This is a genomic window from Peribacillus simplex, from assembly GCF_001578185.1.
GTDB classification, from domain to species: domain Bacteria; phylum Bacillota; class Bacilli; order Bacillales; family DSM-1321; genus Peribacillus; species Peribacillus simplex_A.
Window position 1 is genome coordinate 2,492,589 of the sequence record NZ_CP011008.1, and the last position, 22,883, is coordinate 2,515,471.

At 39.0% G+C, this 22,883-nt stretch carries 21 protein-coding genes and 1 pseudogene; 15 read left to right on the plus strand and 7 right to left on the minus strand.

The genetic code is table 11. The features are described 5' to 3' along the window. The first annotated feature begins 275 nt into the window (after positions 1-275). Entirely contained in the window at positions 276-542 is a 267-nt protein-coding gene (locus UP17_RS11650; protein ID WP_061463153.1) for a hypothetical protein, read from the plus strand. 252 nt (positions 543-794) lie between these two features. Here the strand turns inward: UP17_RS11650 and UP17_RS11655 are convergent, their stop codons facing one another. From UP17_RS11655 to UP17_RS11675, 4 genes are all read right to left on the minus strand, one after another. After that, positions 795-2,231, minus strand: a complete 1,437-nt coding sequence (locus UP17_RS11655; RefSeq protein WP_061463154.1) for an amino acid permease — start codon at positions 2,229-2,231, stop codon at positions 795-797. A 377-nt stretch (positions 2,232-2,608) separates the two neighbouring features. Beyond that, on the minus strand, positions 2,609-3,562 hold the full coding sequence (gene rocF, locus UP17_RS11660; protein WP_061463155.1) for an arginase: 954 nt from the start codon (positions 3,560-3,562) through the stop codon (positions 2,609-2,611). Between the two features lie 725 nt (positions 3,563-4,287). Continuing rightward, entirely contained in the window at positions 4,288-4,524 is a 237-nt protein-coding gene (locus tag UP17_RS11670; RefSeq protein WP_061463157.1) for a hypothetical protein, read from the minus strand. Positions 4,525-4,604: 80 nt separating this feature from the next. Next, positions 4,605-4,940 carry a hypothetical protein gene (locus UP17_RS11675; RefSeq protein WP_061463158.1) on the minus strand — a complete coding sequence of 112 codons (336 nt, stop codon included), beginning with the start codon at positions 4,938-4,940 and terminating at the stop codon, positions 4,605-4,607. Between the two features lie 142 nt (positions 4,941-5,082). Here UP17_RS11675 and UP17_RS11680 point away from each other — a divergent pair, with 142 nt between their 5' ends. The 6 genes from UP17_RS11680 (at position 5,083) to UP17_RS11705 (ending at position 11,990) form a co-directional block, all read left to right on the plus strand. Next, positions 5,083-5,961 carry a hypothetical protein gene (locus tag UP17_RS11680; RefSeq protein ID WP_061463159.1) on the plus strand — a complete coding sequence of 293 codons (879 nt, stop codon included), beginning with the start codon at positions 5,083-5,085 and terminating at the stop codon, positions 5,959-5,961. 319 nt (positions 5,962-6,280) lie between these two features. Continuing rightward, complete coding sequence (locus UP17_RS11685) at positions 6,281-7,900, plus strand: amidohydrolase (protein WP_061463160.1); 1,620 nt, start codon at positions 6,281-6,283, stop codon at positions 7,898-7,900. A gap of 102 nt (positions 7,901-8,002) precedes the next feature. Then, positions 8,003-9,235 (plus strand): Zn-dependent hydrolase, encoded by a 1,233-nt coding sequence (locus UP17_RS11690; protein ID WP_061463161.1) that lies wholly within the window; start codon positions 8,003-8,005, stop codon positions 9,233-9,235. Between the two features lie 133 nt (positions 9,236-9,368). Further along, the gene (locus UP17_RS11695) at positions 9,369-9,569 is read left to right on the plus strand and encodes a DUF3311 domain-containing protein (RefSeq protein ID WP_061463162.1); all 201 of its coding nucleotides are present in this window, start codon (positions 9,369-9,371) and stop codon (positions 9,567-9,569) included. Then, the gene (locus tag UP17_RS11700) at positions 9,566-11,050 is read left to right on the plus strand and encodes a sodium:solute symporter family protein (protein ID WP_061463163.1); all 1,485 of its coding nucleotides are present in this window, start codon (positions 9,566-9,568) and stop codon (positions 11,048-11,050) included. The genes UP17_RS11695 and UP17_RS11700 overlap by 4 nt, the downstream gene beginning before the upstream one ends. Positions 11,051-11,123: 73 nt before the next feature. Beyond that, positions 11,124-11,990 (plus strand): nitrilase-related carbon-nitrogen hydrolase, encoded by an 867-nt coding sequence (locus UP17_RS11705; protein WP_061463164.1) that lies wholly within the window; start codon positions 11,124-11,126, stop codon positions 11,988-11,990. A gap of 145 nt (positions 11,991-12,135) precedes the next feature. On the opposite strand, the pseudogene UP17_RS26455 reads toward UP17_RS11705, so the two are convergent. Continuing rightward, positions 12,136-12,493 (minus strand): annotated as a pseudogene (locus UP17_RS26455) (transposase); the annotation flags it as partial. Between the two features lie 366 nt (positions 12,494-12,859). Between UP17_RS26455 and UP17_RS11715 the strand changes: the two are divergent. The 5 genes from UP17_RS11715 (at position 12,860) to UP17_RS11735 (ending at position 18,682) form a co-directional block, all read left to right on the plus strand. After that, positions 12,860-13,177, plus strand: coding sequence for a DUF3870 domain-containing protein (locus tag UP17_RS11715; protein WP_061463166.1), 318 nt, complete (start codon positions 12,860-12,862; stop codon positions 13,175-13,177). Between the two features lie 198 nt (positions 13,178-13,375). Beyond that, entirely contained in the window at positions 13,376-14,536 is a 1,161-nt protein-coding gene (locus tag UP17_RS11720; RefSeq protein ID WP_061463167.1) for a DUF819 family protein, read from the plus strand. Positions 14,537-14,551: 15 nt separating this feature from the next. Beyond that, positions 14,552-15,634, plus strand: coding sequence for a dipeptide epimerase (locus tag UP17_RS11725; RefSeq protein ID WP_061463168.1), 1,083 nt, complete (start codon positions 14,552-14,554; stop codon positions 15,632-15,634). Positions 15,635-15,653: 19 nt separating this feature from the next. Continuing rightward, on the plus strand, positions 15,654-16,661 hold the full coding sequence (locus tag UP17_RS11730) for a C40 family peptidase (RefSeq protein ID WP_061466072.1): 1,008 nt from the start codon (positions 15,654-15,656) through the stop codon (positions 16,659-16,661). A 221-nt stretch (positions 16,662-16,882) separates the two neighbouring features. Further along, on the plus strand, positions 16,883-18,682 hold the full coding sequence (locus UP17_RS11735; RefSeq protein ID WP_061463169.1) for a S9 family peptidase: 1,800 nt from the start codon (positions 16,883-16,885) through the stop codon (positions 18,680-18,682). A 355-nt stretch (positions 18,683-19,037) separates the two neighbouring features. Here UP17_RS11735 and UP17_RS11740 read toward each other — a convergent pair whose 3' ends face one another. Continuing rightward, a complete protein-coding gene (locus tag UP17_RS11740) occupies positions 19,038-19,703 on the minus strand; it encodes a formylglycine-generating enzyme family protein (RefSeq protein ID WP_250211833.1) in 666 nt (221 codons plus the stop codon). A 408-nt stretch (positions 19,704-20,111) separates the two neighbouring features. Here UP17_RS11740 and UP17_RS11745 point away from each other — a divergent pair, with 408 nt between their 5' ends. Both UP17_RS11745 and UP17_RS27570 read left to right on the plus strand, forming a co-directional pair. Continuing rightward, positions 20,112-20,909, plus strand: a complete 798-nt coding sequence (locus tag UP17_RS11745; protein ID WP_061463171.1) for a DUF2935 domain-containing protein — start codon at positions 20,112-20,114, stop codon at positions 20,907-20,909. A 193-nt stretch (positions 20,910-21,102) separates the two neighbouring features. Next, positions 21,103-21,258, plus strand: a complete 156-nt coding sequence (locus UP17_RS27570) for a hypothetical protein (RefSeq protein ID WP_155727308.1) — start codon at positions 21,103-21,105, stop codon at positions 21,256-21,258. Positions 21,259-21,731: 473 nt separating this feature from the next. Here the strand turns inward: UP17_RS27570 and UP17_RS26460 are convergent, their stop codons facing one another. After that, positions 21,732-21,887: a DUF4021 domain-containing protein gene (locus tag UP17_RS26460; protein ID WP_081108799.1), complete on the minus strand. Its 156-nt coding sequence runs from the start codon at positions 21,885-21,887 to the stop codon at positions 21,732-21,734. A 212-nt stretch (positions 21,888-22,099) separates the two neighbouring features. Between UP17_RS26460 and UP17_RS11750 the strand changes: the two genes are divergently transcribed. Beyond that, on the plus strand, positions 22,100-22,744 hold the full coding sequence (locus tag UP17_RS11750) for a lysozyme family protein (protein ID WP_061463172.1): 645 nt from the start codon (positions 22,100-22,102) through the stop codon (positions 22,742-22,744). Positions 22,745-22,883 lie beyond the last annotated feature (139 nt).

The window sequence follows — 22,883 nt, forward strand, 5'->3', positions numbered from 1 at the left end:
GGAAGATAAAAAATTAAATCAGGTAAGGGTGGGAAAGTGGAAGAAATCGATTGGTTACATGTAATTTAGAAATTTTCACCCAGCCCTTAAGCATCAAAAGGGTTCATTCAAGTAATGGTTTGCATTTATTTCATTCTTCTGATCAGGGGTTTTTGGTTTGCCAGGTTCCCTTTGGCAAAAATATCGATGAATTATGAAACAATAGTCGGAGCCCTGATTTTCACTTTGTAATTCATGCTTTATTTTGCTATCCTTTAGCAGAGGGGATGATCAATATGAAATTCACATCTATTAGTCAATCAAATATAGATGAATTGTGCATTGCGTTTGAAAGTTGTCTTACGAAACATGACATTACATTTAAATATGTAGATATGAGGGAAGATAACGGAATCTTATCGTTTATTTTTTGTAATGACCCGGATAAGGCTAGGTCAGTCGAATTGGAAAGTGAACGCTTCATTGGATTAGATACTGATTACATAGCCAAGGAAATTTTAGTGCCAATCTTGCCTAGATTAAAAGAATATGCACAAAAATAAAATCATCGATTAAGATGATTTTTTTTGTGATACTTGTTAAATGTCATGAGATTTACTTTATCTATATTTCTAAACCTTTAATATAGCTTAATTATCCAGGAGGCAAACTGAAATGTAACTTCCAATTAATTGTGGTTAAGTATAAAAAATACCCTGGGTATGAAATCATCCAGGGTATTTTTTATACTTATTTTATCGGAATCAAGATCGCTTTCCATCGCTATACTCTTTTCCACAGCCATCCGGATAAGATTAAATGACCATCTTTTTACCGGCATTTAATTGAACTTCCTGCTTAGGAGTTTCTGCTTTCTTGTTTTGCTTTACCTTAAAGTGATAAACCGCATAACAACCAATGAAGAATGTTCCCCCGCAATAAAGGGCCATTCGCTGCTCGGGAACAAACGCAAGACTGATCATGACGATGCAGTTTGCTATCAAGGCAAGAATGGGGATGACTGGGTATAGCGGTACTTTGAATTTCAGATTTTCTACCTTTCCGCCTTGGCGGATATATGATCTTCTAAAAGCAAGAAGGCAAGCCGCTATGGCGATCCACCCAATTTGTGCTCCTAATCCTGCAAGGGAGAGGAGAAAGACAAATACTGTTTTTGCTGCAACTACACTTGAAAGTAAAGACAAACCGGCAACTGCCAGAGTGATAAGTAAGGCATTAAGCGGAATCCCTCGCTTATTTACCATACCGAGCTTCGGACTTGCCATTCCTTCCCTGGAGAGCGAGTAGAGCATACGAGTCGCAGCGTATAGGCCGGAGTTCGCAACTGACAATAGTGCTGTAAGAATGATGAAGTTCATGATATCAGCGGCATACGGAACTCCGATACTATCTAGAACAACAACGAATGGACTTTCAACGATTCCGGCTTTTTCCCTGGGAATCATCGCTGAGAGTACAGAAACAGAAAGAACAAAGAAGAAAAGGGTACGCCAAACTGTTTGTTTGATCGATTTAGGTATGACCTTTTCTGGATTTTCACTTTCTCCCGCGGCAATTCCGATTAGCTCTGTGCCCTGGAAGGAAAAGTTCACTGTAATCATTGTGATAAGCAGGGCCGATATCCCATTGGGGAAGAGGCCTTCACTGAAAAAGTTGGAGAAAAATGGAGCTTCTTGTCCACCTTTCATATCAATGATGCCAAACATAGCAGCACCGCCAACGATGATGAACAGAATGATGGCTAATACTTTTATGCTGGAAAAAACAAATTCCGATTCTCCAAATGCCTTTGCTGATAAGGCGTTTAGTAAAAATATGAGAAAAGCAAAGATTGCACACCACATCCAAACGGGTGATCCAGGAAACCATCTTTGCATAAGCTGTCCTGCTGCCAAAAACTCTAAAGCAACTGTAACGGCCCAACCTAACCAGTAAAGCCATCCGATGGCAAACCCGGTTCCAGGACCGATGAACTTAGTCGCATATGTCTGAAATGATCCAGAAACAGGCATGGCAACCGAGAGTTCACCTAGACAAAGCATCGTTAAATACATGATGAAGCCGCCAACTATGTAAGAGAGGATAGCACCGATGGCCCCTGCTTCATGAATGGTATAGCCTGAACCAAGGAAAAAGCCGGTACCAATACATCCCCCTATTGAAATCATAAATAAATGTCTAGCTTTCATGCTCCGTTTTAATTCATTTGGTTGATTATCTGCTGTTTTCATTGAAAGACTCCTTTACCTGATGGGTGCAAACGGTTTCATTTATGTTGGGACGTTATTAGGGAATTTGTGTTCAATCACAAGTCTAAAAGCTTCGATTTTGAATCTTAGGAGATGTAGAATTCCCTCGGAAAAGAGATTACTTCTGCATTTAAGAAAGATGTGACAATGAACATAGGCATCTATGCAGAATAAATTTCGATAGCGCCGCTTAATAAAGAAAAGGAAGCCAAGCGTCAGGAAACCAGGGTGTGAATTGAACATGTCGATCATCCGCAAATGGGGAGAGAAGCACCCTGATGGGATATTTCCAATGAAGCATCCATTAGTGAACTCTCTCTATATTTCTATCAATAACTGTCATCTCAATAGAGTTCGATCTATTTTACATCTACCAGTAAACCTGAAGTGATAAGGTGGTCTTCCGCTCCATAAAGCAGTTTTTCTCCAAGCAATGAGCCCATTAATGCGACAGCAACTTCAGCCGTTTTATTATGCTCGTCCAATATTGGATTTATCTCTACAAACTCTGCAGATGTAATGATATTAGCTTCAGCTAGCATTTCCATGGCAAGATGGCTCTCACGGTAACTAATGCCTCCCATTACAGGCGTTCCGACCCCTGGTGCATCATCTGGATCAAGACCATCAAGGTCAAGGGATAAATGTACAAGATCCGTACGTTCTTTCAGATAGGCAATCGATTCTTCCATCACTTTTGTCATACCCATTCTATCAATCTCATGCATAGTATAGACTTTAATACCTTTTTCCCTGATTAGTTCTTTCTCACCTTGATCTAAAGAACGGGCACCAATAATGACAATATTCTCTGGTTTGACTTTTGGGGAATAGCCGCCAATGTTAGTCAGTACAGGGTGACCAAGGCCTAAACTTACTGCAAGGGACATACCATGGATATTTCCTGATGGGGAAGTTTCGGCTGTGTTTAAATCGCCATGCGCATCATACCAAATTACCCCTAAATTTTCAGAATGCTTCGCTAAACCGGATAATGTGCCGATAGCTATACTGTGATCTCCCCCCAATACTAAAGGAAACCTATTTGATTGGATGACTTCATCCACTTTTTGACTTAATTTTTCATTACCTTCAGCAACATCCTGTAGATTCTTTAAATTTGTGTCGCTATCACTTTGTGCTCTTTCTTTTATCTCTACTATAATATCACCTTCATCACGGACAGTATAGCCAATGTTTTCAAGTCTTTCACTCAATCCTGCATATCTAATGGCACTAGGTCCCATATCCACTCCTCTTCTAGTTTGACCAAGATCCATTGGAACACCAATTATTGAAATTTCTTTCTTCATGTATAATTCTCCTCCTTCGATTTTTCTTCCCTAGTATAAGGGTAAAAGGCTAGATGACTCAACTCGACATTTTTTTGAATATTTATACGATTAAGAAAAGGGGGAAGACCTGGGTTAAAATTCCTATTTTTGAGTGGTGAAGTGTATAAAATCATTACCGTGTAGGGTATGTGAATTAAATTAAAAAAGTGGGTTGAATACCTGTAAAATCTACACTCTGTTGATGTTTCTAATGAGAGTGGGAGCTCGCCCGATCAAAATCTCCCGTTAAGGACTCCGCTGAAAATATTGAATATTTTTATTAGGTAAATTATTCAGGAAATGGAGCAGTCGTTTATACAAATCCTGGAAGGGTTTTTCGTTTTCATATTGAATAGTATTGTTTCTGACCAAAGAACTAGGAACTGTTTGCCAAACTGAGGTTAACTGTGAGAAACGAAACATAATAAACTATAGTCCATCATGTCGGCAGATTCTATGTATCTTGGATTGTTCATCCTCAGTATGGTTTTTGTACTAGTTGCAAATATCATGAAAAAACGACGATCGGAAAAATCAAAGATATTTCCGACCAAAAGAATAGGAAAGTTTGTTGGAGAAAGTGGGAACTGCAGCCCCGAATTCATATTCGATCATAAGGGTTTGCTGCCGGAAAACAAAATAGGTAAAGTAGCGGTAGGCTATGATTGCGGCTCATATCGCTTTGTTAAAAAATATGAGTGCCTTTAAAATGATTGACTCCATTCCTCATATTCCAGGGGAACACCATTGCTAATGCTATATTCTACAATCATATTTCCATGTTTAATCCATGCATCTTTTTTTAGTGCAGCGATAAATACAGTAAAGCGGTCTTCATCTGCATACTGTTTCTTACGTGAAAGGGTGATCCGAATGGTTGGGACAACGTCATAATCTTTATAGCTTGCTGGTTTATTCGGATCAATCATCACTTTCTGCAATATCCCATATCCTTGGATATCAAAATGTCCCCCAGTTCATTTTCAATATAAGGCCTTATCTCTTTTTCAGCATCATCTTGCTATTTTTCAGATAAGAAGGTATCTTCCATTTCCCCTGTTTCATCATTAAAGTAAACTAAAAATTTAGTACCATATTTTTTATGTTTCACTTTAGTTGCATATTCAAAATAGTTGCAATTACCCATATTATTATAGAGGACATCATATATTTCCGTTTTATCTTCAAAGTTTTTCACTAAATACCGTTCAGCTTGAATTCTAACCTTTTTTTCTTCTTCAGGATCAGCTTTCATACTCTTTGTGAATGAAAACACAAGTATTACGAAACGGCAATATTGAGTAAGAAAATAGTTAATAAAGTCAGTGAAATCTTTCTTGTTTTGCTCAAGGAACACCCTCCCGTTATCTCTGCTTATATTCAATTGAATTTAAGGAGTGCCTCTTTTTAGCTGTGAAATCTAAATTATTTGCGATTCACATATCGGGATACTTTGTTACAATATTTATATAGATAGTACCCTAAAGGGAGAGATTTATTTGGAAACCTTTCAAAGAGAAATGAATCATAACCGAGATGAATTCAGAAAGATGAGGTGGAAACAGCATCGTTCACAAGTTACAGGGTTATTCGATGCCGTTTTTTCGAAAAAAGAGATTGTTGATAAAATGGCTATCGTTGGTGCAGGGAATTGCGATGATTTGGATATCGATTATCTAGCAGCTAAATGCAATTCCATATATTTATTCGATATTGATATGGAAAGTATGGAAAAGGGTATAGAGAATTTGCCTGAACATACTCGAAAAAAAATTCAGCTTGTTGGAATTGATGTTACAGGCCTCGATAAAATGGATTTTGATCACCACCTATCTTCCATGCTGGATCGTGGTGAAAAGGCAGAGGAAATTATTCAGTATGTAAAGGATGCCGAGAATCGGTTAGGTCAGCTTTCTGAAAGTATTTTTGCCAATCATTATAATGGTTTTGACGTTATAGCAACTTCCGCCATTTATACTCAACTTTTTTATAATTGGGCCAAGGAACTGCTTTCTGATTACTCAAACCAATATCAAAATAAAGACGCAGAAGAAATAAAGAATGGACTTTTAGATCTAAGGGATGAGATAGTACGAACGTTGAATCACTCTATTTCTAAATGTATCAAGGAAAATGGATTCTATATTACATGGACTGATATCTTAAAAATCGAACCTGAGTATATGGATACCATTAATGAAGGGCTTGGTGCCATATTTGTCTTAGCTTCAAACGTGGGGTATGGGGCAGCATTGATTGGGATAAAATCTTTTATTGAAAAAGTGGGTAAAAGTGAATTATCCCTTCGGTATTGGCCATGGGATTTTAATGCAAATAAACAGTATTTGACCATTGGAATTATAGGGAGATTGAAATGATTGTCATACAACTGAAAAACGGAATGAAAGGGATAGGTAAGCATATCAACTGCTGTACCTATCTTTTTTTTGTTTCGTATAAGTCTCCTAAGGAATATTTTTATTCATCCATTTCTAAGGCTAGATAAATAGGGGACTTTTATCAATGAATCATACAAAGATAAGACATAATCATATGAAAGGTGTAAAAAAACGATAAAATTTTTGACTATTTGTCTAATGAATTCACAAACTGGTGTAGATATAATGAATCTATTAAAAACAGAATATTTCAATAAGTTAGGATATGGACAACAAAAGAAAAGGAAGTGGTGAGTGTTTGAAGGCTGATATCGTATTCATAAACGGCGAGGTCATAACAGTTGATCAAAAAAATTCAATCGCAGAAGCCTTGGCAGTTAAAGGAAATCGCATCTCGGCAGTCGGAACGAATCAGGAAATGAAGTTTTTTATCGGAGAAGAAACAAATGTGATTGACTTGCAGGGAAAGTCATTACTGCCTGGGTTTATAGATTCTCATATTCACCTTATATTGTACGGTGTCAACCAGTTGGCAGTAAGTTGTAAAGCTGAACATATAGAATCTGTAAAAGATTTGTTAATCGATCTGAAGAAGAAAGCTTCGACAATCCCTAAAGGTGAATGGATCCGCGCCTGGGGCTTCAATGAAACCGCTATGAAAGAAAAACGGTATCCAACAATTACAGAGTTGGATGCCATTTCAACAGACCATCCCATTATGGTAACCCGTACATGCAGCCATATAAGTGTTGTGAACAGCCGGGCGTTAGAACTTGCCCGAATTGATGAAAACTCAGAGAATCCAAAAGGCGGGATTATTGAAAAGGATAAGGCAGGGAGGAATACAGGCAAACTAATTGAAACAGCAAATATGATAATGGCCGACATTGCAAGCTATTCAGAAAGTGAACTGTTGAAAGCAGTGAAAATTGCATCGGAGCATTTCATTGCCGCAGGCATAACTAGCATTCATGAAGCTGGTGCTTATGGTCCTGAAAGTTTCCGTTTAATGCAGCAAGCCATTAAAAGTAAGGATATACGTGTCCGCATCTATGCGATGGTAGGTTCATTGAATAATTCGCATGAATTTGTAAACAAAGTGGTATCTTCTGGAATCGTAACCGGAACTGGGGACGAAAGATTTAAAATTGGACCGGCTAAATTGTTTACGGATGGCAGCAGCACCGGTCCGACAATAGCTACCCGTGAGCCCTATTCGAGTGATCCTGGCAATTTTGGCATTCTTTATTATAAAGAAGAAGAAATCTATCAAGTATTAGGTCAGGCACATAAAAAAGGCTATCAGATCACAGTACACGCCCAAGGTGACAGGGCGATAGAGATGTATTTAAATTGTGTGGAAAAGGCTTTGAATGAAACTCCAAGAAAAGATCATAGACATAGGATTGAGCATGCTGGAATATCTGCGCCAGATTTACAACAGAGGATGAAAGAACTTGGAATCATCCCAATCCCCACCCCCCCATTTCCTTATGAATTCGGTGATATATATATCGAACACTACGGTAATAGGGTCAACCGCATGTACGCCGCCCGTGATTATATTGATAATGGCATCTTGGCCGCAGGTGGATCTGATGCTCCCATTACTGATCACGACCCTTTATTAGGCATACATGTTGCAGTTAATAGAAGAAGCAGGTCCGGTATGAAGATAGGTACGGTTCAATCGATTAGCGTAATGGAAGCCATTAAACTATACACATGGAATGGCGCCTTTGCGAGTTTCGATGAGGATGTCAAAGGCAGCATAGAGGTAGGGAAGCTAGCCGATCTAGTAGTATTGAATGATAGTATATTGAAAGTAGATCCTCAAAATATCAAGGATTTAAAAGTTGAATCAACGATTCTAAACGGAGAGATTCTCTATCATAGGGAAACATTGGTGGAAATATAATCTATAGGAACTATTAAACGACAAAGACCTTAAACTTCAATTTTGTTGCTTAAGCCAACCTATGTAGAATTTAGCAGGTTATCTAAAAGGGGGATATTCATTATGAAAAAGCAAAAATTATTAATTAATGGTGAGAGACTGAGTCATACGCTCGAGAAATTTGCCGATTTTGGACGGACAGAAAACAACGGAGTCACACGGTTATCCCTGTCCGAGGAAGATCGATTAGTCCGTGATTACTTTTGCTCTTGTTGTAAAGAATTGGGGATGACCATTAAGGTTGATGACATGGGGAATATTTACGCTACTTTAACGGGACTTGAAGACAAACCGCCAATTGTTTTGGGATCACATATGGATACCGTGAAAAAAGGCGGGCGGTTTGATGGTATCTTGGGTGTAGCTGCCGGCTTGGAAGTCGTGCGGACGCTGGTGGAAAATAATATCCAGCCTAAAATTCCGGTAATGATCGTCAATTTTACGAACGAAGAAGGAGCCAGATTCGAACCTTCCATGATGTCATCGGGAGTTCTATCAGGTAAATTCGAGAAATCCATCATGCTGCAAAAGACAGATAGTGAAGGAACCACTTTCGAAAGTGCCTTAAATGCCATTGGATACGCAGGAAATGAAGAGTCCCGTTTAAAAGAAGCGACTGCATTTCTAGAATTGCATATTGAACAAGGGCCCATTCTTGAACGTGAATCGTTAACGATCGGTGTCGTTGAATGTGTCCTTGGAATGGTGTGCTATGAAATAGAAGTTACTGGAGAATCCGATCATGCGGGAACCACCCCGATGATTATGAGAAAGGATGCTTTCTTCACTGCGAATAGCTTGATTATGGAGGCTCGTCAGAAATTAGGCATGCTTGATGACGATTTGGTTTTTACGATTGGAAGGGTAAATGTGTTTCCTAATATCCATACGGTTATCCCTAATAAAGTAGTTTTTTCGCTAGAAGCAAGGCATAAGGATTTCAAGGTCATCGAAAAGGTGGAGGAAGTCATTGAAGGCCTTACCACCACAGGTATAGAAGGAGGCTGTGACATTCAAGTGAAAAAATTATGGGACAGGGATACCGTTTGGTTCGATAAATCAATTTGCAATTTGCTTGAACTATCGACCAATTCATTAGGTCTACCATATAAAAGAATGGTAAGCGGTGCTGGACATGATGCTCAGTTTATAGCTAGTTTTATACCGACTGCCATGGTTTTCGTACCAAGCATCAAAGGTAAAAGTCATTGTGAAGAGGAACTTACTACTTGGGAGGATTGTGAAAAAGGCGTCAATGTAATATTGGAAACGGTCCTTGCCATACAGTCCAATTAAGGCGAATATATGTTTTGTTGAAAGAAGGAAATGTCCGTAACTAACGTTTATGATCAAACCATCAGTTTTGTATGTAAGTCGACTTGACTGATGGTGATTCCATGTTAAGAACCTAACAAGGGGAGGGTATAATTTGAATGCTATTAAGCTATTGCTTTTTGTTCCATTCTTAGGGTTCTTGGGGTTATTGCCCTATGCAAATAAAATAGAACCGTACATATTGGGAATGCCTTTTTTGTTATTTTGGGTTGCATTTTGGATGGTGATGGCTTCAGTAATTTTAATGATTGTCTATAAGTTCGATCCTGATAATAAAGGGAGTGATCCTGAATGAATATCTCATTACTCATCATTTCCATCTTCTTGGTGCTCGCACTTTATTTAGGGATCAAAGCAAGAAAAGGGAAGGATATGGATATGGAGCAATTTGCCGTAGGGGGCAGGGGCTTCGGTACGTTCTTCATTTTTCTGCTGATAGCAGGTGAAATTTATACAACTTTCACATTTCTGGGCGGAAGTGGGTGGGCTTACTCAAAAGGCGCGGCTGCTTATTATGTTCCCGCCTATATATTCTTAGCCTACGTCCTATCGTATTGGCTTGTTCCTAAAATATGGAGATACTCCAAACGCCATTCCATTATCTCTCAGCCGGAGTATTTTGCATCTAAATACAAGAGCCGATCAATGGGGATGATCGTGGCCGTATTGGGAAGCCTAGCTCTCGTTCCGTACATAGTCATACAGCTAAAAGGATTAGGCATCATTGTTTCAGAAGCATCTTATGGAGCGATTTCACCAGTTGCTGCAAGTGTTATCGGTGCTGTAGTCGTAACTACTTATGTAATGATTTCAGGCATTCATGGGTCAGCATGGACTGCGATACTAAAAGATTTCATGATTTTGGTTGTCGTTATCTTTTTGGGGATTTACATCCCATTTCATTACTTCGGGGGCATACAGCCAATGTTCGAGACAGTCCAAGCGGCAAAACCGGAAATGTTAGTTTTGGCGGATCACGGATTGAGTCAGTCCTGGTTTGTGTCCACCGTTTTGCTGAATGCACTGGGATTTTATTTACTGCCACAAACTTTCATGGTTGTTTTATCGTCGAATGGTGAAAGAACCCTTCGCAAAAATGCCATTGCTCTACCCTTATACACACTGTTACTGCTTTTCGTCTTTTTCATAGGATATGCAGCTATCATGGAAATCCCGGGCTTACAAGGAGCAGATGGAGATCTATCACTGTTAAGGCTGGCGATTCAAACATTCGATCCATGGGTGATAGGGTTTATCGGAGCTGCAGGTTTATTGACTGCCCTTGTACCGGCTTCAGTCATGCTAATGGCTGCATCGGTAGGTCTGACAAATAGCTTTTTCAAAGTTCTCGTACCTTCTGCGAGTGAAACACATCAATTGATCGTCTCAAGATTAATTATTATTGGTATCTCAATAATCGCTTTAATTGTTACGGTAACAGGCGGCGAGGCTTTGGCCATCTTGAATATCATGTCATATAGTTTAATAACCCAACTGGCACCGGCCTTGTTTTGCAGTTTACCAAAAAATAATATAATTAATAAGTATGGTGCGATGACAGGAATCTTGGCAGGCGTCCTAATCGTTTTATATGCGACAATTGCAGATGTTAAGGTTGCAACATTCCTGCCGGGTATACCTCAAGTAATTAATGATATCAGTACAGGTGTCATAGCTTTGTTAATTAATATACTAGTAACGTTCATTGTAAGTGCACTGACTAAACATATCGCTATGCAAGAGAATGAAATGAATGATTTGAATAAAATATCCTGATTGCGTTTAATCAAGTTTTCCATGGGGATTACTGACAGGATGAACTGGTAGGGCATGATTTGGGAGGGATTTTGTGAAAATTAATATAACGGCTTGCCAATTCCGTGTAGAAAATGTGTCAACTTTCAATGAATTTCAGAAACAGGTGGAAGAATTGATCAATCAAGTTCCCGAAGACTCGGATTATATCATTTTTCCTGAATTGTTAACTATCGGGTTATCTGCGACCTTTGGAATACAGGATGCTTCATCCGTTATGAGGATTGATGAATATACCAATCAATATAAAGAACTTTTCAGGTCAATTTCAAGAAAAAGAAAGCAGATCATTATTGCGGGCACGCATCTGGAACGCCGCGATAATGAATACTTCAATATTGCATACATTTTTGATAGAAACGGATCATACGTTGAGCATAAAAAAACTCATATCTTTCCTGCTGAAGCAAATTGGTGTACCTCTGAAGGCGATAATCTGGAGGTTTATTCCATTGGTCCGGTTAAGATTGGAATAGCAATATGTTATGAAGCGGAGATACCTGAAATTTCAAGAATATTATCAGTGAACGGGGCCGACATCATTTTTTGTCCATCATACACGTTTACAGAGGCTGGCTTTTGGCGAGTTCGCCATTGTGCACATGCACGTGGAATCGAGAATCAGGTATATTTTGTTCATTGCCCCACAGTTGGTGAACCAGGGGCACCCCTGCCGGACGGATACGGTCGTGCCAGTATACTTAGCCCCTGTGACAGTGCTTGGCCAGCAAATGGTATAGTAGTTGAGGCTGAAATGAATGAACATACCATTATTACCGGTACGGTCGATATGGACGAACTTTATGAGAATCGAAAAAGTGGTGCAGCAACCACTTTCAATGATCGTAATCGCAGAAAAGATATGTATGCGAAGTATGTGCCTTATGAGAAGCTGTATTAATCGGTTGGAAAAGACTTATTAATACAATAGTTTCTCAGTTTGTAGGCAAAAGGGGTTTGGAATTAAAACATCCCGAACCCCTTTTTGAAATTCCCTTTGCATTTTCCTCAATATTAAGGAATTGGGTCTCTACGAGCCCACTATGTTAGACCATTTTTGGACCTTGCCATGTCCAATTGGCCATCTTCTTTACATTCATGGCAGCGAAAGTGAGCATCGCCTGCTAGACAATTTTTAAATCACCTTAAAGTAGTCCAACGCATGCCATGCTTTTCTTTTGCATCTGCGAAAATACGCTCAATCGTTTCTTTACGTTTCGGATAGATAGGTTTTACATCTCGATGGTGACGCAGATAATCTGTTTCTTCCATATAATCTTGCCAAATATGACGTGTCACTACTTTTTGATGGTCTTTACTTTCGGTACACTTTGATAAAAATGGACATGCCATACAAATGGGTTTTGGTGATTTGTACTCACGAAAGCCCTCTTTATTCGTTGTTGTACTTTAAAAACGGTCTAGATTTATTTCTTCTTGAAGTCGTCCTTGTTACGCGCTTGTTTCCTTGCGAACGATTTTCTTTTCAAATTTCCGCTTATTCGCACTGGCTTTCACATGTGTGGAATCAACAAATACGTGTTCTGCATAATGGGTCAATTCGTCTTAACCGAAAGCCATTACTCGTGAAGTCAGCGCTTTTCTATTTCATTGCCGGAGGAATCGAGAATTAACTTAATATACGAAATATATTGTCAAATGCATATTGCATATAATAGAATATATGTAACCATTTCATATTGTAATAATATAGATAGACACCCTATTTATACCTGTTACGATGTCTGTAATGGCAGGAGGCACAAAAGTATGTTTCATCAGAATACAGTATATATAGTCGGCGAATCGAAGGCAGCTTCTAATAACCCTATTACACAGCAATTCAACTGCTTTTTTATCGGGTTCGTCATTGATAGTGATACACATGAAATAGTGGATGTGGAATGCTCGACAACGATATCGCTTACATCAAGGTTCATTCAATCCATGTTAGTGGGCAAATCCATTCTTCGACCCGATGAATTGGAGAAAGAAATTGAGAAACGTTACTTTGGGTCATCTCAGAAAGCACTGGCCGTCGCTCTAAGAAATGCGAGCATTAAATATCATCAACTTTATAAGTTATAGCTGCTTCATTTGTTATTCGCAATTGAAATCCAGCTGTTAAAGAGTGTGTAGGCGCTCTTTGGCAGCTGGATTTTTTTATGTAGGGCTTCGTTAGGCTTCACTGTCGAATTTGATTTCTTCTGCTTATTGTCTTTTTACCGAAGATGAAAATGACATTTTAGTTTAACAGAATCCCTTAAATATAAGGAGGTATGGGAAATGATTCAAGATGGTGTGATGTTTGTCTGTTTTTTATTGGCATTTACTGCCGTGATTGCGGTAGCGGAAAAAAAGATAGGAGGAAAGTTCTTCAAGTATGTTCCTGGTATTGTCCTTATTTATATTGGAGCTGCTCTGATGAAAACATTTGGGGTATTTTCAGATAGTGAATCAGTCGAAAGTGCATATAGCACCATACGTGGCCTCCTGCTGCCCGCCATGTTGATGCTCATGCTTTTGCAATGCGATATGCGAAAAATAATCAGACTTGGACCAAAGATGCTTTTAACTTTTTTTGCCGCTTCATTCAGTATCATCGGCGGGTTCACTCTTACTTACGTTTTAATGAATGGTTTTTATGCGGAAGGAACATGGAAGGCATTTTCTGCTTTAAGCGCAAGCTGGACTGGGGGATCTGCCAATATGGTGATCTTGCAAGGTATACTCGATGTACCTGAAAATATTTTTGGCTATGCGTTAATCATGGATACAATCAATTATTCCATTTGGGTCATGTTCTTGTTTTGGCTGGTGCCTCTTGCAGGAAAATTCAATATTTGGACTAAAGCGGATACATCTTTCATTGATCAAATGACATCCGAGCTTGAAGCAGGGGAAACCGCCAAGACGGAATTTGGGTTCGTGGAATTGATTGGTTTCTTGGCACTTGCTTTAATTGTATCAGCAGGGGCAACCAAAATTGGGGAAAGCCTGCCAGTACTGGGTGCCGCTGTGAATGGAACGACTTGGACGATCATCATCGCTTCGACCGTAGGTTTAATTCTGGCAGTCACAAAGGTTGGACGTATTGCCGGTTCCATGGAAATTTCAAAAGTCATGCTTTATATAGTCATTGGTTTAATTGCTTCCCATGCCGATTTTTCACAGCTGTTTCAAGCACCTGTGTATATTTTTTCCGGATTTATGATTCTATTCTTTCATGGATTGATCATGGTCATTTTGGCCAAAATCTTTAAGTTGGATCTATTTACAATGGGAGTTGCCTCATTGGCCAATATAGGGGGTGTGGCATCAGCCCCTATATTGGCTGGTGCATTCAACCGTGCGCTAATACCGGTCGGGATTTTGATGGCTGTACTCGGCAGTCTTCTGGGTACCTATTTTGGAATTCTAACATCATATATACTCTCAAGCTTTTAAGGAAGGGTTGTTAATATGAAGATTGAAAGTTTACAAGTATCTGTGGAAACCTTGCCGCTTGTCAAGCCATTCAAAACTGCATTACGTACAGCAATGGAAATTGAAAATATCATGGTTTCGGTGAAGTTGGAAGATGGAACGGAAGGTTTGGGGGCAGCGGCCCCTACGGTTGCCATAACAGGTGATTCTGCAAATGGAATCATGACCATCATTGAAGAAGTGATCACGCCACATCTAATTGGCCGCCACATCGAGAATATCAACGCATTGTCTCAGCTAATCCAATTATCCTGTGCAGGAAACACAAGTGCAAAAGCTGCTGTTGAAATCGCCTTATATGACGCAGTCAGCAAACGATGGCGGCTCCCTTTATATCAATATCTGGGTGGTAAATCAAATGTCCTGAAAAATGATATGACAATCAGCGTTGATGAACCCGAAGTAATGGCAAAGGCGGCATTGTCCCTCATCGATTGCGGATTTTCAACAATGAAGATAAAGCTGGGGAAAGACTGGAAGAGTGACGTAGAGCGGGTTGCCTGCATTCGTGCTGCTGTTGGCGATCAAGTTATTATCAGGATTGACGCAAATCAAGGGTGGACAACAAAACAAGCAATTTCAATCATTCATGAACTCGAGGAAAGGAAGCTGAACGTTGATTTGGTGGAGCAACCCGTGCAAGCCCATGATATCGAAGGTTTAAAAGAAATAAAGAGGTGCGTCCAAGTGCCCATCATGGCCGATGAAAGTGTGTTTTCCCCTCGTGATGCCATGAGGCTCCTGAATGAACATGCTGTTGATTTCCTTAATATTAAATTAATGAAAACAGGAGGCATCCGACGCGCACTTCAAATCGCGGATTTGGCAGAAGCTGCCGGGGTGGAATGCATGATCGGCAGTATGATGGAATCATCCGTGAGCGTAGCAGCCGCGGCTCATCTAGCAACCGCCCATCCAAATATAACGAAGATTGATTTAGATGCACCATTATGGATTAAGGATGAACCTTTTGAGGGCATTCAATTTGCGAAAGATCAACTTCTCATTTCCGAGAAACCTGGACTAGGAGTCAAGAGGAAATCCTCATTTACTCAATAAAAACTATTTCGAAAGGGTGATTATTTTGAAAAGGTTAACAGTTTTAGTGATATCTTTATTTACTATCGGTATTTTAGTATTCAGTCCCAATGAAGCTAGTTCAAGAGAGAAGGAGAGAATTTCCTATGTAGATGTAGCTGTGGCCACTCTTTGGACGGAGCCGGGATTATTAAGGGACATCGATGCCCCTTCTGCATCGAATCCCGTCGATTTGAATGCATGGATACACTCCATGAATTATGAAGACAAACTGTGGCTTGTGGGTAACCTGGAAACCCAAGCATTATATGGTTCTAAAGTGACCATTCTTGAAGAGCGGGGTGAATGGGTGAAAGTTGCTGTTGCCAATCAGCTGACACCCCGTAATGATGCAGGTTATCCTGGATGGATGCCAAAAGGGCAATTGAAATCAGGAAAACCCTTAGAGAAGCAGTTTAATAGAGGGTTTGCCCTTGTAACTGCTCCAAAGACTTGGCTTTATTCGGATTCGAAAAATCGGTCAAAATTCATGGAGGTCAGCTTCGATACACGCCTTCCGCTATTACAGGTGAAAAAAGATAAAGTGAAGGTGATGACACCAAGTAATGGAGCAAAATGGATAGAAACGAATGACGTGTCCGTTTATCAAGACGAAAGTCAAATTCCAGTTCCAACCGGTAAGGACATTGTAGAATCAGGAAAAGATTTTTTAGGACTTCCTTACCTATGGGCTGGAATGTCCGGTTTTGGATTTGACTGCTCTGGCTTTACCTATACCATGTACCATGCTAACGGAATAACGATCCCAAGGGACTCTTCCATTCAGGCGCTTCATGGTAAAAAGGTGGAACAGGAAAATCTTCAACAAGGCGATTTACTATTTTTTGCCTATGATAAAGGAAAAGGTAAGGTACATCATGTTGGAATGTATATTGGTGACGGGAAAATGATTCATTCTCCAAACAGCTCTACACATGTAAGGATAGATGAAATAAAAACATCGGGATACGGAGAGGAATATGCCGGAGCAAGAAGATATATCGATTGATTTAAAAAAAGCCTAAGAGCACCGAACTCTTAGGTTTTTTCGTATTTAAAACAAGATTTTTCAAGCGTTAGAATTAGCAATGAACACAGCTGTGTTTTTTTCAACAAAATGAATTGAATTGGCTACTACCTAGGTTTTCGAATTACATATATCAATAAGGTAAAATATGTATAATTAATTACGGAATTTTCATTATATTATAATATAAGGGGTTGCAAATGATGATCACTTTTCCCAAACCTGATGTTGAGCAATATTTACGAACTTTTTCCATTGCTGATTTTGCAGTTAGTCCGGATGAGAAACAACTGGTGTTCAGTACGAATTTGAGTGGCAAGTATAATTTATGGGGAATGGATCTGCCAAACTGCTTTCCTTATCCGCTTACATCCATTGATCAAAGCTGTCAAGAGCTGGTATTTGATAAACAGAGCCAGTTTATAATTGCTGGTTTCGATCAAGACGGCAATGAAAATACCCAGTTTTATGGAATTCCCTTAAAAGGCGGGACAATGAAGGAAATCGTCCATCATGAAAACACACGTAATTTCATGCCGATTTTATCCAATGACAGTAAAAAGCTCTTTTACACAACATCAAGAGGAAACCCTTCCTATCTAAATTCCTATTGTTTAGATTTAGAATCAGGACAGGAAACACTGGTCCTGGAGGGGAAGGATGCAGCGACCTATCTGTTTGGCTTTAGCCCTGATGAAGAAACCCTACTTTACTATAAAGACTTTGCTAATACAAATACCCTTCTCTATGCAAAAAGGGGGAAGGAAAATCTCCTGCTTACGCCGCCTACTGAGAAACAACACACAGTGAATGATGGTGTTTTTGTTTCAGATTCGATGATATATTTATTGACTGATTATGATTCGGACTTTACTTATTTGGCTTCATACAACCTTGAAACAAACCGATTCAGTAAAGTTAAAGAATTGTATAATGAGAGTTTTAGTGCCATGAAATATAGTAAAGAGAACCAATTATTATATATAACCAGTCAAAAGGGTGCAGAGGATCAATTATATGAATTCAATCTGCAAAATGAAAATTGGAGAAATATCAATGTCCCGTGCAGCGTCATCGGAAAACTTGAGGTTGCTGCATCAGGCACGCTTTATTTATTTGGCATGAGCGCAACCAAGCCACATAATATTTATAAAAAATCCGGTGAAGAGTGGGTATCATTAACCAAATATACTGTCCCTGGCGTCGATTCTAACGAATTAGTTGAACCGGACATCATTACATACCCTTCCTATGATGGCCTGGAGATCGAATCGTTATTTTTTAGGGCAAACAAGGAAAATGATATTGGTGAAATCATTTTTTGGCCTCATGGAGGACCTCAGGCGGCCGAACGGAAATTCTTCAGGGCTTCCTTTCAATTTTTTCTGAATCATGGTTACAGTATTTTTGCGCCAAACTTCCGCGGTTCTACTGGCTATGGTTTGGAATTCATGAAAATGGTAGAGGGTGATTGGGGAAATGGACCACGCCTTGATAATGTAACCGGTCTTGATTGGCTGATTGAACAAGGGCATGCACAAAAAGGTAACATTTTATTGATGGGTGGCAGCTTCGGAGGGTATATGGCACTTCTGCTACACGGACGCCATGCGGATTACTTTAAGGCAGTTGTCGATATTTTTGGACCATCTAACCTTTTCTCATTTATCAATTCCGTTCCAGAAGACTGGAAGCCGGTTATGGATCAATGGGTAGGAAATCCGGAAAAAGATAAGGAAAAATTAATCGAGTATTCACCTATCACCTATTTAGAATCCATGACAAAGCCGATGCTTGTCATTCAAGGGGCAAACGATCCCCGCGTCGTCAAAGAGGAATCAGATCAAATCGTTCGAGCTTTGAAAGACAGAGGAAGAGATGTCGAGTATATGCTTCTAGAAGATGAAGGCCATGGATTTTCCAAAAAAGAAAATGAAATTGCCGTCTATCGAAAAATACTCTCATTCTTGAATCGATTCGCAGGTGTAACAGAGAAGGTATAAACTGCAACGAATATTCTGGAGATTTACAATTGAATTGCATAACCCTGCCAATTACTTTCAGAGTGATGAGGCAGGGGTTTTCATGTTGAAAACGGGAAGTTCTTTTCAAATAAACCCTACTTGACTTCATGATTTATAGATATGTCATTCCGATTGATTGAAGATCTGCAACCATTCCGGTGTGTCAATCCTTCTTTAACGATTGAACATTCAAAGTTCATGATTACTTATGGGGGCAAAATAAGGATGGTTTCTGCTGTCATATTAATGGATAACAAAGTGTAGCGAGGTTTAAGGAGCCTTTAAATTTCACGGAGCGTTTTTTGTATATCGGTGAAAGCAGTTTTTGTAGAAGTTATATAGACCTGGCAAGACGAAATCCAAGGTCGTCTATGCAAAATGTCGGATGGCTACGACGACGACATGAAGCTCCACAACCCCTGGCCTCTACAGCCCAGCTTCCTCCTCGGAAAATTCGATAAGCGCCGTATACTTGTTCATCATATAAATCCCAACACCACTCCCAAACATTCCCTAACATATCATGCAGTCCCCATGAATTCGGTTCCTTTCTTCCCACTTCATGGATTTTGCCCCCTGAATTTCCGTTATACCAGGCAATCTTATCAATCTCTCCATATCTATATCCAGTAGTCCCCGCTTTACATGCATATTGCCACTCTGCTTCTGAAGGGAGTCGGTAACCGTCTGATTCCCAATCACAATTTATGTTTTCACCATTTTTACTTATAGAATAACACTCTCTAAGTCCAGCTTTATGTGAAAGTAGATTGCAAAAAGAAATTGCATCATTCCAAGAAATACCGACAACAGGTTTTAGAACTCCGTCAATAGGATTAGGTGGTTTATTTGAAGTAGCATTATAGAGATCTATAGTTACAGGATACCGGGCAAGAAGAAACGGTCTTATATCAGCTTTCCATTTGCTTTTTATTCTATCGTCTCTTAATTCTATTTCTCCCCCTGGAATTTTCACCATTGGATAGTCAAAGTAACTCATTATTTCATTTGACAATTATCTTTCCTCCTAATAATCATAATTTTGAAAATTTTACCACAATAAAACCCATTAATTCAAGATAAAAATTACCTTTGTTTTTACAATAAACAGCGTATATCTAGATTCAAAAACCAATTAAAATATAAAGCAAAGGCGGTTCACAATATTTTGACCAACACCACTTTTTGGTAACTGAAGGCAGAAAAAAAAGGGGGGGGTCACTCGTTTGACTTACTCACCTTCTTTAGTAGACGGGATTTTTGATTCAATTGGGATTGCAGAACATTAATTTCTTGGTGTATGCAACTTTAATTTCGCCCTCATTCAATTTATATTAATAAGTATGTAGTTCATGGAATACAAATTATAAGTGAAGTTTCGATATTTTTAAAATATGGGGGAGAGCAAATGAATGAGTTTTTGGAGAAAACAGCAAGGTTCGAGCACCGGTTTTGGCTGCAAATCTTAGGAGACCATTCCAGATTCATCCATGAATCTTTAGCTCCGGTTGAAGTGGAAAACATTGAAATTGCTTCAGAATTCATTCAAGTATTTGATACTCTCCTTGGTAAAGCCAATACTGAAGAGATTACTCAACTTACTGTCATGGCAGAAGAGGAAGTTTTAAGACTTCGGGAGTTTAAGCTAAGCCTTTTAAAAGAACATCTGGTAGGGAAAATTAAAATACATCTTTCACCTACTTTCATTAATCATATGGTGAACGAATTGGAAGAATATTTAAGATTATTGAAATACTTCAATGCAAATCAAATGCCGCCGGTTTTTCATGAACTCCATCATCATTTGGTTTGGCTGTTAGATGCAGCAGGGCATGCAGGGGCAATATCATCCAACATGGACGATGTTGAAAAAAGATTAAAAGAGAAAAGTGACCAATATAAAAAACATTTTAATGATTATTATTTAAAAGCAGTTGAATTGGCTGGATATTTACGAACAAATCTGTCAACATTCCCGGCATTGGAAAAAATGAATGCGGACGTCAAATTGGAAATGAAACTCTTTCAGCACTTTCTGCTTGAATTGGAGGAACTTGAGCTTAGTGCGCAGGCTCTTGGAACGTTTTCCCCATTAATGGCAGATCATATGTGGCGTGAAGAATGTTATTATTTAATGAAACTGGCAGAATCGACAAACACGGAAAAGCCAAACTGCGATCCAGCCAAACCTAGGCTAGTGGATTAATAAACATGGAGCCCTTCTTTAAGATGGGGCTCCATATATTCATTGAATCAAACAAAAATGGGATATGTACAACTCTTTGAAGAGGTAGGTCGCCGTTTTATCGTTTTGGATAAACTTAGCTAATATTCCTATAGGCTCCTTAAATCTTATAAAATGAGAGATGAAGGTTTGCATAAAAAAAGGAGTCTTTTGCGTGAAAAAGTTTATTATCGATATACCCATACTTATTATGATTGCCCTGGTTCTGTACCAAAAAACGAATGAAACCAAGATCCCAAAAGAATGGATGCGCCCACAGAAAAAAGGCATCAGCCCCTCAATGCCGAAAAAACCATTGATTACTTTTTAGAAAATGACTAGCTTAACATCACTTCGACAAGGGAAGCGAATGGATTAAAGTGCCGGTCGAAAAGGATAAATTTTTCGATGGGAAATATAACGGGAACAAATAAGAAACTCATATTATGACGGACCATCCCTTCAAAGCAAATGGAAAAGGGAAAACGGAGGTCTTAGTAATACAGACGGAATTACGGTTATAGATAGCGGAAAAAGGGGAAAGTTCGATTGGGAAAATATTGTCCAATTCGGCACCCCTGCGATTGTATTAGTGAGGGAAAGAAAGTTTTGAAGTCCATTCAGAAACAGGGCTTCCGCAATCGGGTGAAATCAGTTTATATCAGGCTAAAATGGAATACAATAAGGCAAAAACACTCCATTACGCACTTTTTAAATAGATTCAAAATGTAACAAGTAAACCCAAAACAAATGAAATTCATAAAAAAAACGCCATACAAGGCGCTTAACAAAATAAATCGTTCGTTACTTTTCTTTATCGTGAAGCTTATCTTCATATTCAGTTTCCAACATACCATACAGACCATTCATCTCTTGTTCATCTGGATCTGCTCCAAAGTCGTTCGTGGATTTTTTCTTTTTGTCGTCAAGGATTTCTTCTTTATCATTCTTCTTATCCATACATAACACCTCCAACTATTAGGATGTCTCATTGTCCAAATAAATATACTAAAGTGACTCAGGTATTTTAGGATTTCTTGCGGCTAAGTTCAGAGATTATAGATAGAATACCAATTTTATTATCCTGAACATTTAATGATATTCTAAATAGTTATTACTCTTACTATTTGTTAAGATATAAATATATAACCTAGAGATAACGGAGAGAGAATGTGAAGAAGAAACGAAAGAGATCTAAGAATGTTTTTGTCATTTTCATCCTGATTTTTGCATTTTTGCTTATAAAGGAGATCATGAAAAGCCCATATTCCGAAAATGTTTCCACATCAGTAAATTCGCTTGATTCTTTTGCGAACGTGAAAAAGTATAGTACACTTCTCCGCGACGAGCTGTCTAAATACGGACTTGAGGAGCATACTTCGACATTGATTGCCTTGATGCAGCAGGAAAGCCGAGGACGGGGCGGTGATCCAATGCAGGCATCTGAGTCGGCGGGGCTTGACCCGAATACAATCACAGATCCAACGGAAAGCATTAAGTATGGAGTGAAACATTTCAATAGGATCAATGAATATGGCAATGAAAAGGACGTGGATTTTGCTACGATCATTCAAGCTTATAACATGGGAATTGGTTATATTGATTTCGTTGCAAATAAAGGGGGCAAGCATACTGAAGAGCTTGCGAAGAAGTTCTCCCTGCTTCAGGTCGAAAAAAACCCCACCCTCTATGATTGCGGCGGAGACAAAGAGAATTTCCGATATCCATATTGCTACGGTGACTACTCATACAGTGCAAAGGTAACGAAGAATATCGATGAACTTGACAGTATATCGGCACAAGCCGATGGGGAGTGAAATAAAAGGTGTACCTTTAATTTTCTCCATTTAAAAGCAACCCAGTATCTAGCTGTTAAAATCATTTTTAACAATAAAGAATAAAATCATTTAACATTCACATATGTTTCATGCAGTGATGATAAAAAGCCTATGAAAT